The organism is Parasphingomonas zepuensis (assembly GCF_036663735.1).
GTDB lineage: Bacteria > Pseudomonadota > Alphaproteobacteria > Sphingomonadales > Sphingomonadaceae > Sphingomonas.
The window spans coordinates 746,917-761,103 of sequence record NZ_JAXOJO010000002.1 but is presented as its reverse complement, the minus strand read 5'-3'; the positions used below and the strand labels follow the sequence as shown (position 1 = coordinate 761,103).

Annotated in this window: 14 protein-coding genes; 11 read left to right on the top strand and 3 right to left on the bottom strand. The window is 66.2% G+C overall.

Features of this window, described 5'->3' with window-relative positions; translation table 11 throughout:
* Positions 1 to 158 precede the first annotated feature (158 nt).
* The gene (locus U1769_RS09915; RefSeq protein WP_332715212.1) at positions 159 to 1,085 is read left to right on the top strand and encodes a TraB/GumN family protein; all 927 of its coding nucleotides are present in this window, start codon (positions 159 to 161) and stop codon (positions 1,083 to 1,085) included.
* A gap of 7 nt (positions 1,086 to 1,092) precedes the next feature.
* Here U1769_RS09915 and U1769_RS09910 read toward each other — a convergent pair whose 3' ends face one another.
* Positions 1,093 to 1,938, bottom strand: a complete 846-nt coding sequence (locus tag U1769_RS09910) for a helix-turn-helix transcriptional regulator (protein ID WP_332715210.1) — start codon at positions 1,936 to 1,938, stop codon at positions 1,093 to 1,095.
* 99 nt (positions 1,939 to 2,037) lie between these two features.
* Between U1769_RS09910 and U1769_RS09905 the strand changes: the two genes are divergently transcribed.
* The 7 genes from U1769_RS09905 to U1769_RS09875 all read left to right on the top strand — a co-directional run bounded on the left by U1769_RS09905 (position 2,038) and on the right by U1769_RS09875 (position 8,153).
* Entirely contained in the window at positions 2,038 to 2,940 is a 903-nt protein-coding gene (locus U1769_RS09905; RefSeq protein ID WP_332715208.1) for an SDR family oxidoreductase, read from the top strand.
* Positions 2,941 to 3,143: 203 nt separating this feature from the next.
* Positions 3,144 to 3,845: a 50S ribosomal protein L25/general stress protein Ctc gene (locus U1769_RS09900; RefSeq protein WP_332715206.1), complete on the top strand. Its 702-nt coding sequence runs from the start codon at positions 3,144 to 3,146 to the stop codon at positions 3,843 to 3,845.
* Between the two features lie 93 nt (positions 3,846 to 3,938).
* Entirely contained in the window at positions 3,939 to 4,514 is a 576-nt protein-coding gene (gene pth / locus U1769_RS09895) for an aminoacyl-tRNA hydrolase (RefSeq protein ID WP_332715204.1), read from the top strand.
* The gene (locus U1769_RS09890; protein WP_332715202.1) at positions 4,511 to 5,113 is read left to right on the top strand and encodes a TIGR02466 family protein; all 603 of its coding nucleotides are present in this window, start codon (positions 4,511 to 4,513) and stop codon (positions 5,111 to 5,113) included. The genes pth and U1769_RS09890 overlap by 4 nt, the downstream gene beginning before the upstream one ends.
* Positions 5,114 to 5,206: 93 nt before the next feature.
* Complete coding sequence (gene ychF, locus U1769_RS09885; RefSeq protein ID WP_332715200.1) at positions 5,207 to 6,307, top strand: redox-regulated ATPase YchF; 1,101 nt, start codon at positions 5,207 to 5,209, stop codon at positions 6,305 to 6,307.
* Between the two features lie 128 nt (positions 6,308 to 6,435).
* Positions 6,436 to 7,680 (top strand): alkaline phosphatase family protein, encoded by a 1,245-nt coding sequence (locus U1769_RS09880; protein ID WP_332715198.1) that lies wholly within the window; start codon positions 6,436 to 6,438, stop codon positions 7,678 to 7,680.
* Between the two features lie 23 nt (positions 7,681 to 7,703).
* The gene (locus U1769_RS09875) at positions 7,704 to 8,153 is read left to right on the top strand and encodes a MaoC family dehydratase (RefSeq protein ID WP_332715196.1); all 450 of its coding nucleotides are present in this window, start codon (positions 7,704 to 7,706) and stop codon (positions 8,151 to 8,153) included.
* A 21-nt stretch (positions 8,154 to 8,174) separates the two neighbouring features.
* On the opposite strand, the gene U1769_RS09870 is transcribed toward U1769_RS09875, so the two are convergent.
* Positions 8,175 to 8,540 (bottom strand): hypothetical protein, encoded by a 366-nt coding sequence (locus tag U1769_RS09870; RefSeq protein WP_332715195.1) that lies wholly within the window; start codon positions 8,538 to 8,540, stop codon positions 8,175 to 8,177.
* Positions 8,541 to 8,705: 165 nt separating this feature from the next.
* On the opposite strand from U1769_RS09870, the gene U1769_RS09865 reads away from it, so the two are divergent.
* A complete protein-coding gene (locus U1769_RS09865; RefSeq protein ID WP_332715193.1) occupies positions 8,706 to 9,944 on the top strand; it encodes an FAD-dependent oxidoreductase in 1,239 nt (412 codons plus the stop codon).
* A gap of 72 nt (positions 9,945 to 10,016) precedes the next feature.
* Here U1769_RS09865 and U1769_RS09860 read toward each other — a convergent pair whose 3' ends face one another.
* Positions 10,017 to 11,138 carry a GAF domain-containing protein gene (locus U1769_RS09860; protein WP_332715191.1) on the bottom strand — a complete coding sequence of 374 codons (1,122 nt, stop codon included), beginning with the start codon at positions 11,136 to 11,138 and terminating at the stop codon, positions 10,017 to 10,019.
* Between the two features lie 440 nt (positions 11,139 to 11,578).
* Here U1769_RS09860 and U1769_RS09855 point away from each other — a divergent pair, with 440 nt between their 5' ends.
* Both U1769_RS09855 and U1769_RS09850 read left to right on the top strand, forming a co-directional pair.
* Positions 11,579 to 13,195 carry a GMC family oxidoreductase gene (locus U1769_RS09855; RefSeq protein ID WP_332715189.1) on the top strand — a complete coding sequence of 539 codons (1,617 nt, stop codon included), beginning with the start codon at positions 11,579 to 11,581 and terminating at the stop codon, positions 13,193 to 13,195.
* Between the two features lie 206 nt (positions 13,196 to 13,401).
* Positions 13,402 to 14,142: a response regulator gene (locus U1769_RS09850; protein ID WP_332715187.1), complete on the top strand. Its 741-nt coding sequence runs from the start codon at positions 13,402 to 13,404 to the stop codon at positions 14,140 to 14,142.
* The last annotated feature ends 45 nt before the right edge of the window (positions 14,143 to 14,187 follow it).

Sequence of the window (14,187 nt, the reverse complement as noted above, 5' to 3'; positions counted from 1 at the left end):
CCGGAAAAACCCTTCGCAGTTGCGGAAAATCGCTGCGCGTCGCTTTGGCGCATGGCCCCAAACGGGTCAACCGGTCCGGAACGCCGGAATCGCGGTGAACCGGGTGGAGTGACGCCAGAATTGCCGGTAAGGACGCGCAAATTTTCTCGGGATACCAAATGCAGATGAAGATGCTCGGCAAGCTGATAGCGCCGCTGATATTGCTGTTCGCCGCGCCCGCCTGCGCGCAGCCGGCCCCTGCCCCGTCCCCGACGCCCGCCGGCAAGGCCGCGACGGTCGACGCCGATCCGGCGCTCTGGGTCGTGAAGGACAAGGATACGACGATCTATCTGTTCGGTACGATCCACCTGTTGCGGCCGGGCATGACCTGGTTCGACGATGGCGTGAAGAAGGCGTTCGACCAGTCCGGCCAGGTCGTGCTCGAGCTGGTGATGCCCGATCCAGCGGCAATGCAGGCGCTGATCACGGCGAAGGGCATGGCGCATGACGGCATCAAGCTGACCGAGCGGCTGCCCAAGGACAAGCGCCCGGCGCTGGCCAAGGCGCTGACCGATCTCGGCCTGCCGGCAACCGCCTTCGACGCGATGGAGCCCTGGTACGCCGCGACCAACCTGTCGCTGCTGCCGCTCATCAAAAAGGGCTATGATGTCGGCAACGGACCGGAACAGTCGATCAGCAAGGCGGCCGCCGCCGCCGGCAAGCCGGTCAAGGGCCTCGAAACGGCGGAGCAGCAGCTCGGCTATTTCGACAGCCTGTCGATGCCGGCCCAGGTCGCCTTCCTGACCAACACGATCGACGAGCTGCCCAAGGTGGACTCGACGATGAAGGCGATGGTGGACAGCTGGGCAAAGGGCGATCCGGATGCGCTGGGCAAGACGATGAACGAAGATCTGCAGGCTTCGCCCGAGGTCAAGCAGGTGCTGTTGGTGAATCGCAACAAGAATTGGGCCGGATGGATCAACGAGCGGATGAAGCAGCCCGGCGTGGTGTTCATCGCAGTCGGCGCCGGTCACCTTGCCGGCGCGGATAGCGTGCAAGTGCAGCTGAAGCCCTATCGCCTGAAGGCCCGGCGGGTAAAATACTAGGCCGCGCCTAGGCGACGGCTATTGCACCCGCACGGGACCTTATGAGCGATCGGATGCGGTCGCCATCAGCGGCCGTCACCGGATTATAGACGACCATGCCGAGATCCGGCCGGCCATCGACGGAGAAGGCGGAGAATTCGAGTTCGAGCAGTCCGGCCTCCGGATGCCGCATGCGTTTGATGCCTTCGCCCTGCGCGATGACCTCATTGTCGCGCCACAACGCCTCGAATTCCGAGCTGAGCGAGGACAATTCTTCGACAAGGCGCGTGATCTCCGCGACAGCGCCGGCGCGCGCGACATCGGCGCGAAACGCACCGACCACGAACCGGGCCACGCTCTGCCAGTCCTCCTGTGCCGCCCGCACCCGCGGATTGGTGAATATCAGGCGCAGGATATTGCGTTGATCCGGCGCCAGCGTCGCATAGTCGGTGAACAGGGCCGAGGCCGCGGCATTCCACGCGACCACATCCCAGGTGGCGGTCTTGACGATCGCCGGACTGACCTCGAGCGCGTCGAGGATGCGCTGGAGGCGCGGCGTCACGCCATCGACTCGCTTGTAGCGGGCCTCGGGCGGGCGACCGAGGCCAAGCATGAAGAGATGCTCGCGCTCGGGCTCGGTCAGCATGAGGCCGGCCGCGATCCGGTCGAGAACATCGGCTGACGGCGCCCCACCTCGCCCCTGCTCGAGCCAGGTGTACCAGGTCGGGCTGATATTGGCGCGTTGCGCGACTTCTTCGCGCCGCAAACCGGGCGTGCGCCGGCGGCCGCCCGGAAAGCCGAACACCGCCGGATCCAGCCGGCTCCGGCGATCCCGCAGATAATTGCCAAGCTGGCTGGCGGGTCTTGCTGGCATGGCGATCCTGTTGACGGTTATACCATGATGAAGTCACTACTTTAACAGGATGGTGATTGACGGGATAGCGCCCCGGCAACAATTACCGGAGGTACTTCCATGCGCGTATTTCTCACCGGCGCGACCGGCTTCATCGGCGCAAGGATCGCGCGCGATCTGCTCGATGCCGGGCACCAGGTCCTTGGCCTCACCCGCTCGGACGCCGGCGCCCGTGCGCTCGCCGAGGCCGGCGCCGAGGCGCATCGCGGGGACCTGGAGGATCTCGACAGCCTGCGCAGCGGCGCGGCGCGGGCGGACGCCGTCATCCACACGGCGTTCGATCACGATTTCGCGCATTTCGCGGCGAACTGCGAGAAGGATCGGCGCGTGATCGAAGCGATCGGCGGCGTGCTCGCCGGCTCCGATCGACCGCTCCTCATCACCTCGGGGATCGGCATGGGCACGCCCGGTCTGGGCCAGCGCGCAACCGAGAACGTGTTCGACCCGCAGCACGGCAACCCCCGCGTCGCTTCCGAACTCGCCGGCGCCGCGCTGTCGGCCGCAGGCGTCAATGTCATCGTGGTGCGGCTTCCCCAGGTTCACGACACCGTCAAACAGGGGCTGATCACGCCGGCCGTCGACCTCGCCCGGACCAAAGGCATCTCCGCTTATGTCGGCGACGGGCTAAACCAATGGTCGGCAGCGCATGTGTCGGACGTTGCGACGCTCTATCGCCTTGCCCTTGAGCGCGGCGAGCCCGGCGCGCGCTATCATGCCGTGACCGAAGAGGGCGTGCCGGTGCGCGCGATCGCCGAAGCAATCGGCACTGGCCTGAATGTACCGGTCGTCTCGCTTTCGCCAGAGGCGGTGGCGGAGCATTTCGGCTGGCTCGCGATCTTTGCAGGGGTGGACATGCGCGCCTCGAGCGTATGGACGCGCGAGCGGCTCGGCTGGGAGCCGACGGGTCCCGGCCTGCTCGCCGATCTCGATGGCATGGACTATCGAGCCGCGCCGGCCGAATAGACTCGAAAGTCCCGCGAAAGCGGCCCAGCATCACGCCGGACTGCGGTGCTTTCGAAACCTCCCTCTCGTCTGGACGGAGGAAGCGGGGCAGGCAGCGGCGAGCTTGCCTCTTTGGCGGGACTCCCCTATAGGCGCGCGCTTCCGGTCAGGGTCATCCCTGGAGGCCTGGCCGGTAATTTGAACCAAGCATATCGGAGACTGCAATGAGCGAACAGCTGACGCTCGCAGCCGAGACGCGTGGACAGGTTGGCAAGGGAGCCTCCCGTTCGCTTCGTCGTGAAGGCCGCGTACCCGCCGTGATCTACGGCAACAAGCAAGACCCCGCCTCGATCCATGTCGAGGAAAAGGCGCTGATGCGCCTGCTGATGACGGGTCATTTCATGAATTCGGTGGTGATGGTCGACGTCGGCGGCAAGGCCGTGCGCACCCTCCCCAAGGATGTCGCGTTCGACGCGGTGACCGATCGCCCGACCCATGTCGATTTCCTCCGCATCTCCGAGCACGCGACCGTGCACGTGAACGTGCCGGTGGTGTTCATCGACGAGGAAGAGTCGAAGGGCATCAAGCGCGGCGGCGTGCTCAACGTCGTGCGCCATGAGCTCGAGCTGATCTGCGACGCGGCCGAGATCCCCGACGAGATCACCATCTCGCTCAAGGGCACTGATGTCGGCGATTCGATCCACATCTCGAGCGTGAAGCTGCCCAAGGGCGTCACCTCGGCGATCGACGATCGCGATTTCACCATCGCCACGCTGATCGCGCCGTCGGCGCTCAAGTCCGAGACGCTCGAGGCGGAGGCTGAGGAAGCCGCTGCTGCCGAAGCCGAGTCGGAAGAGCATGCCGCCGAAGTCGAGGCCGAAGCCGCTGCCGATGCAGCCGCCGAGACCGAGGCCAAGGAAGGCTGAACCAACGATCCGCACCGGCAACGGTGCGGAACAGGATCGGGGGCAGCGGAAGCAACAGCTTCCCTGCCCCTTTTCTTTGGCTAAGGGAGCGCCATGCAGATCTGGGTCGGCCTCGGGAATCCCGGCGCGCAATATGCGCTGCAGCGGCACAATGTCGGCTTCATGGTGGTCGACACGATCGCCGAAGTGCATGAGTTCGGCCCGGTGAAGAAGGCCTTCCAGGGCTGGACCCAGGAGGGTCGCATCGCGGGCGAGAAGATCCTGCTGCTCAAGCCGGCTACCTTCATGAACGAGAGCGGCCGGTCGATCGGCGAGGCGATGCGCTTCTACAAGGTCGATGTCGGCGACGTCACCGTCTTCCACGACGAGCTCGATCTCGCCCCGTTCAAGGTGAAGGTGAAGACCGGCGGTGGCACCGCGGGCCATAACGGCCTGCGCTCGACCGAAGCCCATATCGGCAACGAATTCCGCCGGGTGCGCATCGGCATCGGCCATCCGGGACACAAGGATAAGGTCAGCCCCTATGTGCTCGGCAATTATGCCAAGGCGGAGATGGACCCGCTCGCCGACCTGCTCGGCGCGGTCGCGGCCGAGGCGAAATGGCTCGCCGAAGGCAATGATGGGCGCTTCATGAGCGATGTCGCGCTGCGGCTGGGAGATACGAAATGACGGTGCGCAGCCTGTTCGCGACGCGACTTTACGAGGGCGCGTTGAACGACGCGGACTTCGTGGCCGAGCTCGATCATGCCTGCCGCGTGCTGGCCGAGGACGACCGCGCCGGGCGCGCCTGGTCCAAGGCCCATGGCTATCGCGGCTATACGTCCTACGCGTCGCTCAACGATCTGCCGCAGCGCGACCCGACCTTTGGCGAACTGGCCAGGCGGCTGAACAAGCATATCGCCGCCTTCGCGGCCGAATGCGCCTTCGATCTGGGCGGGCGCAAGCTCAAGCTCGACAGCTTCTGGGTGAATGTGCTCAAGCCCGGCGGCACGCATTCCGGGCATATCCATCCCCACAGCGTCGTCTCGGGCACCGCCTATGTCGCGGTGCCACCCGGTGCCGGCCCGCTCAAGCTCGAGGATCCCCGCCTGCCGCTGATGATGGCCGCGCCGACACGCCTCGACGATGCGCCGGAAGACTTGCGCAGCTTCGTCTATGTCGCGCCGGAAGAAGGCACGATCCTGCTCTGGGAAAGCTGGCTGCGCCACGAAGTGCCGCCCGGCGCCTCGAAGGAAGAGCGGATCAGCATCAGCTTCAACTATCGCTAGCTGGCATTGGCGGCCCGAAACGCCTATCTGGCCGCGCAATCATCGGACGATCCGGCAAGGGCCGCGGTCGCGACAATCTGACAAGGAACGAGAATGGGTTTCCGTTGTGGTATCGTGGGCTTGCCCAATGTCGGCAAGTCGACGCTGTTCAACGCGCTGACGGAGACGGCAGCGGCGCAGGCGGCGAATTATCCGTTCTGCACGATCGAGCCCAATGTCGGCAACGTCGCGGTGCCGGACAAGCGCCTCGACCAGCTTGCCGCGATCGCCGGCTCGGCCAAGATCATCGAGACTCAGCTCGGCTTCGTCGACATTGCCGGGCTGGTGCGCGGCGCGTCCAAGGGTGAGGGCCTGGGCAACCAGTTCCTCGGCAATATCCGCGAGGTCGACGCGATCGTCCATGTGCTGCGCTGCTTCGAGAATGGCGACGTCACGCATGTCGAGGGCAAGGTCGATCCGATCGCCGATGCCGAGACGGTCGAAACCGAACTGATGCTGTCCGACCTGGAAAGCCTCGAAAAGCGCGTGCCCAATTTCGTCAAGAAGGCCGCGCAGGGCGACAAGGAAGCGAAGATCGCCGCTTCGGTGCTCGGCCAGGCGCTCGATCTGCTCCGCGAAGGCAAGCCGGCGCGGCTGACCAAGCCGAAGGACGAGGAAGAAGCGCGCGTCTTCGCCCAGGCCCAGTTGCTCACCGCCAAGCCGGTCCTCTACGTCTGCAATGTCGATGAAGGCGATGCGGCACATGGCAACGCCCTGTCGGCCCGCGTGTTCGAGAAGGCCAAGGCCGAGGGCGCCGAGGCGGTCGTGGTGTCCGCCGCGATCGAGGCCGAGATAGCCACCATGGCGCCCGAGGAGCGCGGCGAATTCCTGTCGGAGCTTGGGCTCGAGGAGACCGGCCTCGCCCGCGTGATCGTCGCCGGTTACAAGCTGCTGCATCTCCTCACTTTCTTCACCGTCGGACCAAAGGAAGCGCGCGCCTGGACCGTCCATGTCGGCGCCCGTGCACCGCAGGCGGCGGGCGAGATCCACACGGATTTCGAACGCGGCTTCATCCGCGCCGAGACGATCGCCTTTGACGATTATGTCGCGTTCAAGGGTGAAGCCGGCGCGCGGGATGCCGGCAAGCTGCGGTCCGAGGGCAAGGAGTATGTCGTTCAGGACGGCGACGTACTGTTGTTCCGCTTCAACGTATAAGCAGGCGCGCGTGACGCGCTGGTGACCCGGCGCGTTCGATGCGGCCGAATGGCAACGCGCCGGTCAGTTACACGCTGTTCGCAAAGCTCTCGCTCGGGCAATAGGCGGCGAATCTTCCGGAGTCGCCGATGGCTTGCATTCGCCCGTTTCTTGCAGCCTTGCTCGCCATCGGCGTTTCCGCCTGTGCCGCTACACCACCGCCTGCACCGCGTACCGCAGCGCGAGTGGTGACGGGCGAGCAGCGCCCGCCCGTCACCATCCTGATCTCGATCGACGCGCTCAGCCCGGACCGTCTCGGACGCGGCGATACGCCGGTGCTGGACGCTCTGGCGCGGGACGGCGTGCAATCGACGATGCGGCCGAGCTTCCCGACCCTCACCTTCCCGAACCATTTTACATTGGTGACCGGGCTGCTGCCGGATCGCCACGGCATCGTTGCGAACATCTTCTACGATCCCCGGCGCCCGGCCAACCGCTTCTACAACAAGGATCTGGAAAGTTCGGACCCGTTCTGGTGGGCCGGGGCGGAACCGTTGTGGATCACCGCCGAGAAGCAGGGCATCCATAGCGGCACGATGTTCTGGCCCGGCGAGGAGGCAGCGCATGGCGACGTCCGCCCCTATGACTGGGTGCGGTTCGATCCCAATTTCACCAGCGAGCAGCGCATTCGCACGGTGACGGACTGGATGCGGCGCCCGGCGGCGATCCGGCCCCGCTTCGTCACTATCTATTTTGACGATGTCGACAAGGCCGGCCACAAGCAGGGCCCGCGATCCGACGCGGAGATCGCGGCGGTACGCTCTATCGATGGCCTGATCGGCAATCTCAAACAGGCGCTCGACGCGCTCGGCCAGCCGGTCAATTTCGTCATCGTCTCCGATCACGGCATGCGCGCGATCCGGCCCGAACGCACCGTCTCGCTCGACAGGATCCTGCCCCGGGAGAGTTACCGGCTGGTCAGCTACGGCCCGTTCGCCACACTCGATCCCCTGCCCGGCCATGAGGAACAGGTGGCCGCCGTCCTGCTTGCGCCCAACCCGGATATGACCTGCTGGCGCAAGGCCGATATCCCGGCGCGCTTCCATTATGGCGCCAATCCCCGCGTAGCCGCCTTTGTGTGCATGGCCGCGCCCGGCGGCGAGGTGATGCCCGGCATGCCGACCAACAACGGCGATCATGGCTATGATCCCGACGATCCCGAGATGACGGCGCTGTTCCTCGTCAACGGCCCAGCCTTCCGGCGCGGCGCGCGCGTGCCGACCCGGTTCGACAATGTCGATCTCTATCCGATGCTGGCGCGGCTGATCGGGGTCGTGCCACTGCCGAACGACGGCGACGCGAGCACCCTTGCCGGGTTGGCCAAGGCCCCTTAGCGCTTTCCCCGAAGGAGATCGCGATGCAATATTTCGAGGATATCGAGGTCGGCACCAAGGCGCGCTTCGGCCGCTACGAAGTCACCCGCGACGAAGTGATCGCGTTCGCCGCGAAATATGATCCCCAGCCCTTCCATCTCTCGGACGAGGCAGCCGCGGCGACGCATTTTGGCCGCCTTTCCGCAAGCGGCTGGCAGACCTGTGCGATGACCATGTCGATGGTCGTCGAAAACCTGAAGGCGCACAATCAGGCGGGCCTCGGCTCGCCCGGCGTCGACGAGCTGCGCTGGCTGAAGCCGGTCTATCCCGGCGACGTGCTGCGCTGCGAGACGGAAATCCTCGACAAGCGCGCATCGCAAAGCCGCCCCGAAATGGGCAGCTACCGCAGCCGCATGACGGTGCTCAACCAGGACGATGCCCCGGTGATGACCTTCATTTCGATCGGGCTGATCGCGACCCGGCCGGCGGGCTGAGACCGCCGGCCCGCCGCACCCTCAGCGCCGGCGACGCCCGCCGCCGCGATTGTCGCGCGTGACGCCGTAGTCGCGCCACATCGGTCGCATTTCCCGCCGCGCACCGCGCCACGTCTGCGACCGGCCTTCCCAATAGCCGCGCTGGCCGTCGTTCCAGCGATGGCGGCGGTTCTGGCGGTCATAGACGTAATAGCCAGTGCCCGGATAATAATAGTCGCCATACCAACCCCAATAGGGATCGGCGCGATAGCCGCCATAATAGGGATCCCAGTCGCTCGCGCCGTAGCCGACCGAGACGCCGGAATATCCATAGCCGTCAGTGCACGCGGTGGTGCCGAGGCCGGCGGCGAGCGCCAGACCGGCAAGGGAAAGCTTGATTGGAGACATGACGCAACTCCCATGGTTGGGAGCGCCGGAGTGGTGTCGGCAGCGGCGCCCGATGCGGAATGAACGGTGAAATCGCCGGACGGTTCCGCCGGACGGTTCCTGGGCCGCGCGCCCGCACGCGATCGGGATTTGACGCGGCTCCCTGCCTTGCCGCAGGGCATGCGGATGACCCAACCCGACGATCCCAGCCACAGCCCCGTCGTCATCGTCGGCGCAGGCCCGACGGGACTGACGCTCGCCCTGTCGCTCGGCCTCGCCGGGATCCCGGTCACGTTGCTGGAAGCCGAGAGCGCATTGCACGAAGAATCGCGCGGCGCGGCCTATCACCCGCCGACGCTGGAAATCTTCGCGCGCTTCGGCATCGTCGATGCCATGCGGCGCATCGGCATCGCCGCGCCGGTCTGGCAGATCTGGGACCTTGTCGACGGCCTGGTCGCCGAGTTCGACCTTGGCCTGCTCGCCGATCGTACGCCGTTCCCCTACCGCCTGCATCTCGAACAGGGGCGCCTCGCCCGGCTGTTGCTCGATCGCATAGGTGAAGCCGCGCCGAGCGTGACGGTGCGCTTCGGCTGCCCGGTCGTCGATGCCGGCCAGGACAGGGACACCGCGTGGGTCGATCTCGCCGGGGGCGAGCGGATCGCCGCACCGTTCGTGATCGGGTGCGAGGGCGCACGCAGCGTTGTCCGCCAGGCATCCGGCATCGCGTTCGAGGGCTTCACCTGGCCGGAGCGCTTCCTCGTTTCCGTGTTGACACTCGATCTGGCGCAGCACGGCTTCGCCAATGCCGGCTATATCGCCGATCCGGAACGCTGGGCGGCATTCTTCCATTTGCCCGGCGATGGTCCGCCCGGCGTGTGGCGGGTGGTCTATCCGGTTCCCGCGGAGGTCGACGATGCCGCCGCGCTCGATCCGGCGACGGTGCAGGCCAATCTGCGGGGCATCCTCGGCGCGATGGGGGTGACGCCGCCGGACGGGCTTTATCCGCTTGCGGCGACCTCAATCTACCGGGTGCATCAGCGCGTCGCGGAGCGGTTCGCGGAAGGCCGGCTGATCCTCGCCGGGGACGCCGCTCACCTCAACAATCCGCTCGGCGGCTTCGGCCTCAACGGCGGCGTGCAGGACGCGGCCAGCCTAGCCGCGATGCTGGTCGAAATCCTCCGCCATGGCGCGCCCCACACGCCGCTGCTCGCGCGCTACGACCGGCAACGCAGGCCGTTCAACATCCGCGCCGTGCAGGCGCTCAGCATCCGCAACAAGCGGCTTCTCGAGGAAACCGATCCGGCCGTGCGCCGCGAGCGCCAGGAAGAGCTCAGGGCGATCGCTGCCGATCCGGCACGCGCGCGTGCCTATCTGCTGAACACGTCGATGATTTCTGCCGTCGAGGAGGCGAACGCCACGGAGTGACCTGGGATCGACAAGTCCGAACCCGCTACATGAGGGAACGGGCCAGTCAGCGCGGACTGTTTCGCACCCGAGCTACCCGCTGGCCAGAAGCTTCGCCCGGCTCGCCGGCCGCTCCGCCGAACGCAACGCCTGATGCAGTTTCCGATCGCTCTCGCGCAGCCGCACTTCGGCGGAGGCGATGGCGGCAAGCGCCAGCAGGATCTGCGCCTGGCGGTCGTCCAAGGTGCGCGGTTTATAGTCGATGACGCACAGCGACCCCACGACGAAACCCTCGCGATCGGTCACCGGCGCTCCCGCATAGAAGCGGAATCCGGGATCGGCGGCGACCGCCGGATTGTCGGCGAACCGTGGATCGGTCGCCAGATTCTCGACCGAAAACACCCCCTTTTGCAGGATCGTATGATTGCAGAACGCCCAGCTGCGCGGCGTCTCGGTCATGTCAAGGCCGAAGCGCGACTTGAACCATTGGCGTGTCGGCGTGAGCATGCCCATCAGCGCGATCGGCGCGTCGAGATTCTGCGCGGCCAGCCAGGTCAGGCGATCGAACGATTCTTCCGGCACGCTGTCGACCAGCCCGGTACGTTCGAGCGCAACCAGCCGCTGGCGCTCGTTGGAACCGATCGGAAAGGACGTGTCGCTCGGGAGGACGAGGCCTTCACCTGGATCGCCGAGAAACGCCCGAACCGCGGCGACCGCCTCGTCCGATGCGTCGACGCGGACCACGCCCTCGGGAAGGTCGGCCTGCGCCACGGTGCGCGGCGCGGCGACCGCGATGATCCGGCTATGGCCGAGCGCCGGGTTGGCCGCGACGCTGCGCAACAGCGCAAGCCGCTCTTCGTGCGCCTCCGCCAGGTCGACGATGATGGCGGCCGGTCGATCGGCGCCGATCGCGAACGAGGCGGCATGGACATCGGAGAAGCCATCAACCGTGCACTCGCCGACATTCGCGAACAGCTGATCGTATAGCGCTAGGCGTTCAGCCGAGGCGATGATCGCCACAGTCGCCGAAGGCAGCGGCGAAGCGGGCACCGTTCCAGCCATCATCGCCAGGATGTCGGCACGGTACACCCGGCGATGCCCACCCGGGGTCTTCCAGGACGGCACCGAACCACCCTCGATGAGCAGCTGCGCGGTGCGGGTCGAGACGCCGAGCAGCTTGGCCGTCTCGGCCGTGGTCAGAATGTCCTTTTCCATTTCTTGTGCAGATCGTCCCACATGATGCCGCAGGACAAGAGAATTCTCGCCTGGCACGCGGCACCAACGAAGCGTCCGCAAGATGGTTCTAACATGGGTTGGGAATCGTGCAAAAATAATTTATTTGATAAAACTGATAGAATTGATATATGCGCTCTCGCTCCGGACGATGACGGGTGTCCCCCTGCCCCATCGCGCCGGTGCCGGAATCCAGCCTGGCCGTCCCGCCGCGCGCATAGCCGGAGGACGGCGGCTGGATCCGTTTTGTGAGCAGCGTGAGCTTTTGTGCAGGAAACCAGACAGCATGACGCCTCGGAGCAAGCCCCGTCCCAAGACGGGGCCCCGCGACGAATCCCGTCATCGCCAGCCTCCGGCTCTTTCCTCCCCGCCAGCGACGCTCCTCGTCCGACCGATATGAACGCCCAGAAGAGGAAGTCCCCATGACGAGCCCGATTCATGCCCACGAAGACCAGGACCATGCCCGCCGCGCGCGGGAGAACCAGGCGCAGCTGATCGCCGATCTGAAACCCCATTATGATTTCATCGTGTGCGGCGCCGGGTCCTCGGGCTCGGTCGTCGCCCGCCGCCTGGCCGAAAACGCCGATGTGCAGGTCCTGCTGATCGAGGCCGGCGGCAGCGACGACCGCGATGCCGTGCTGGATCCCGCGCAATGGCCCACAAATCTCGGCAGCGAGCGGGATTGGGGATTCATGGCGGAACCCAACCCGCATCTCAACGGCCGCGCCTTGCCGATGTCGATGGGCAAGGTGCTCGGCGGCGGATCGAGCATCAACGTCATGCTCTGGGCGCGCGGGCACCGCAGCGACTGGGATTATTTCGCGGCCCAATCGGGCGATCAGGCCTGGGGCTATGCCGCGGTGCTCGATATCTACCGCAGCATCGAAAATTGGCAGGGCGCGCCCGATCCCGAATTCCGCGGCACTGGCGGCCCGGTCTGGGTGCAGCCCAGCGCCGATCCCAGCCCCGTCGCGCGGGCGATGCTCGATGCCGCCGGCCAGATCGGCATCCCGACCTTCGGCAGCCCGAACGGCCGGATGATGGAGGGCCCGGGCGGCGCCTCCTTCACTGACGTGCTGGTCCGCGACGGACGACGTCATTCGCTGTTCCGCGCCTATGTCCGCCCCTGGCTCGACCGGCCCAATCTGACATTGCTGACCGATACGGTGGTGCGCCGCGTGGTGCTCGACGGCCGCAAGGCGATCGGCGTGGAGATCGTGCGCGACGGGGTGGTCCAGGTTATAAGCGCAGGCTCCGAGGTGGTGCTGTCCCTGGGCGCGATCAACACGCCCAGGGTGCTGATGCATTCCGGGATCGGCGACCAGGCGGAACTGAAGCGCTTCTCCATCCCGGTGGTGCAGCATCTGCCCGGCGTCGGCCAGAACCTGCAGGACCATGTCTCGTACGGCTGTATCTGGGAATATGCCGAGCCGGTCGCGCACAATGGCGGCAGCGAGGCGACTTTGTACTGGAAGAGCCGCCCCGAACTCGAATCCCCGGATCTGCTGTTCTGCCAGCTCGGCTTTCCCGTGCCGAGCCCGGAAACGGCCGCGCGCGGCACGCCGGAACATGGCTGGACCATGTTCGCCGGCCTCGCCCAGCCCGCCAGCCGCGGCCAGGTGCGGCTACAGGACGCCGATCCGCTCGCCCCGCTCGCGATCGATGCGAACATGCTGTCCCATCCGGACGATATGAAAGCGGCGATCGCCTGTGTCGAGCTGTGCCGGGAGCTGGGTAACGCGCCTGCCTTCCGTCCGCTCGTCCGCGGCGAGGCGATGCCGGGCGATCTCGGCGGGCCGGCGCTCGAACAATTCGTGCGCGATGCCGCCGTCACCTATTGGCACCAGAGCGGCACGGCCAGGATGGGGCGTGATGCGATGGCGGTCGTCGACGGCGCTCTCAAGGTCCATGAGATCGACGGGCTGCGCATCGCGGACGGCTCGATCATGCCGCGCATCGCCACCGGGAATACCCAGGCGCCCTGCGCGATCATCGGCGAACGGGCCGCCCGCCTCCTGCGCGACGCCCACGGGCTCTGACCGTCGCGGCGACGGGGCGGTCCATGACGCTTCCGTCGCACACCCGTCGCACCGGTGACGATTGTAACACAAGCGCCCGTTCCTGTTGCGGCTCTGTAGCGTGCCCCGCCGCAAGGGCGGGCACGGGCGCTTCCCATCCCCCTCAAACGGAAGGTTCTGGCTCGATGCATCAAATCCTGAACGCCAGCCACATCGGAGTTTCGATAATGCCGGTCGATCAGCCCCGGGGTCAACCGGGCCGCGTGCTCGTGGTCGATGACGATTCGGCCGTACGGCACATGATCATCAGTTATCTGAACGATCATCAATGTCTCGCCGTCGGTTCGAGCGGCGGCGACGACGTGCTGCAACATCTCGAAGGCAATCAGTTCAGCCTCGTCATCCTCGACGTGCAATTGGGGCCGGTCGACGGCTTCGATCTGTTGCGGCAGATTCGCGCCCGCTCCGACGTCCCGGTCATCATGATCACCGGACAACGTCAGGACGATATCGATCGGGTGGTCGGCCTCGAACTCGGCGCCGACGACTATATCAGCAAGCCGTTCAACCTGCGCGAGCTGCTGGCCCGCGCCCGGGCCGTGCTGCGGCGCCAGGAAATGGGCCGGCAATCGACCACCACGTCGCTCCGCGGCGGCTATCGCTTCAACGGCTGGGAGCTCAGGCGCCGCACCCGCACCCTCACTGATCCGAACGGCGAAATCGTCAACCTGACGAAGAACGAATATGGCCTGCTGGTCGCGTTCCTCGAATCGCCGGGCCGGCCGCTTTCGCGCGAGCATCTCCTGCAGGCGACGCGGACTCACGAGGACATCTTCGATCGCAGCATCGACGTGCAGGTGCTCAGGCTGCGGCGCAAGCTCGAAACGGATTCCGCCGAGCCCAAGCTGATCCGGACCGAGCGCGGGCTCGGCTACTTGTTCGACGCCCCGGTGGAGACGTTGTTCTGAACGGTCTTTCGTCCTGGTGCCGGCGGGTGGCGGCCCGCGGCTGGT

Bases quoted from the DNA above. Each gene is read 5' to 3' on its own strand.
- U1769_RS09855 (WP_332715189.1), top strand. From the start codon at position 11,579: ATGACGAGCCCGATTCATGCCCACGAAGACCAGGACCATGCCCGCCGC.
- ychF (WP_332715200.1), top strand. From the start codon at position 5,207: ATGGGTTTCCGTTGTGGTATCGTGGGCTTGCCCAATGTCGGCAAGTCG.
- U1769_RS09890 (WP_332715202.1), top strand. From the start codon at position 4,511: ATGACGGTGCGCAGCCTGTTCGCGACGCGACTTTACGAGGGCGCGTTG.
- U1769_RS09870 (WP_332715195.1), bottom strand. From the start codon at position 8,540: ATGTCTCCAATCAAGCTTTCCCTTGCCGGTCTGGCGCTCGCCGCCGGC.
- U1769_RS09900 (WP_332715206.1), top strand. From the start codon at position 3,144: ATGAGCGAACAGCTGACGCTCGCAGCCGAGACGCGTGGACAGGTTGGC.
- U1769_RS09865 (WP_332715193.1), top strand. From the start codon at position 8,706: ATGACCCAACCCGACGATCCCAGCCACAGCCCCGTCGTCATCGTCGGC.
- U1769_RS09915 (WP_332715212.1), top strand. From the start codon at position 159: ATGCAGATGAAGATGCTCGGCAAGCTGATAGCGCCGCTGATATTGCTG.
- pth (WP_332715204.1), top strand. From the start codon at position 3,939: ATGCAGATCTGGGTCGGCCTCGGGAATCCCGGCGCGCAATATGCGCTG.
- U1769_RS09905 (WP_332715208.1), top strand. From the start codon at position 2,038: ATGCGCGTATTTCTCACCGGCGCGACCGGCTTCATCGGCGCAAGGATC.
- U1769_RS09880 (WP_332715198.1), top strand. From the start codon at position 6,436: ATGGCTTGCATTCGCCCGTTTCTTGCAGCCTTGCTCGCCATCGGCGTT.
- U1769_RS09910 (WP_332715210.1), bottom strand. From the start codon at position 1,938: ATGCCAGCAAGACCCGCCAGCCAGCTTGGCAATTATCTGCGGGATCGC.
- U1769_RS09860 (WP_332715191.1), bottom strand. From the start codon at position 11,138: ATGGAAAAGGACATTCTGACCACGGCCGAGACGGCCAAGCTGCTCGGC.
- U1769_RS09875 (WP_332715196.1), top strand. From the start codon at position 7,704: ATGCAATATTTCGAGGATATCGAGGTCGGCACCAAGGCGCGCTTCGGC.
- U1769_RS09850 (WP_332715187.1), top strand. From the start codon at position 13,402: ATGCCGGTCGATCAGCCCCGGGGTCAACCGGGCCGCGTGCTCGTGGTC.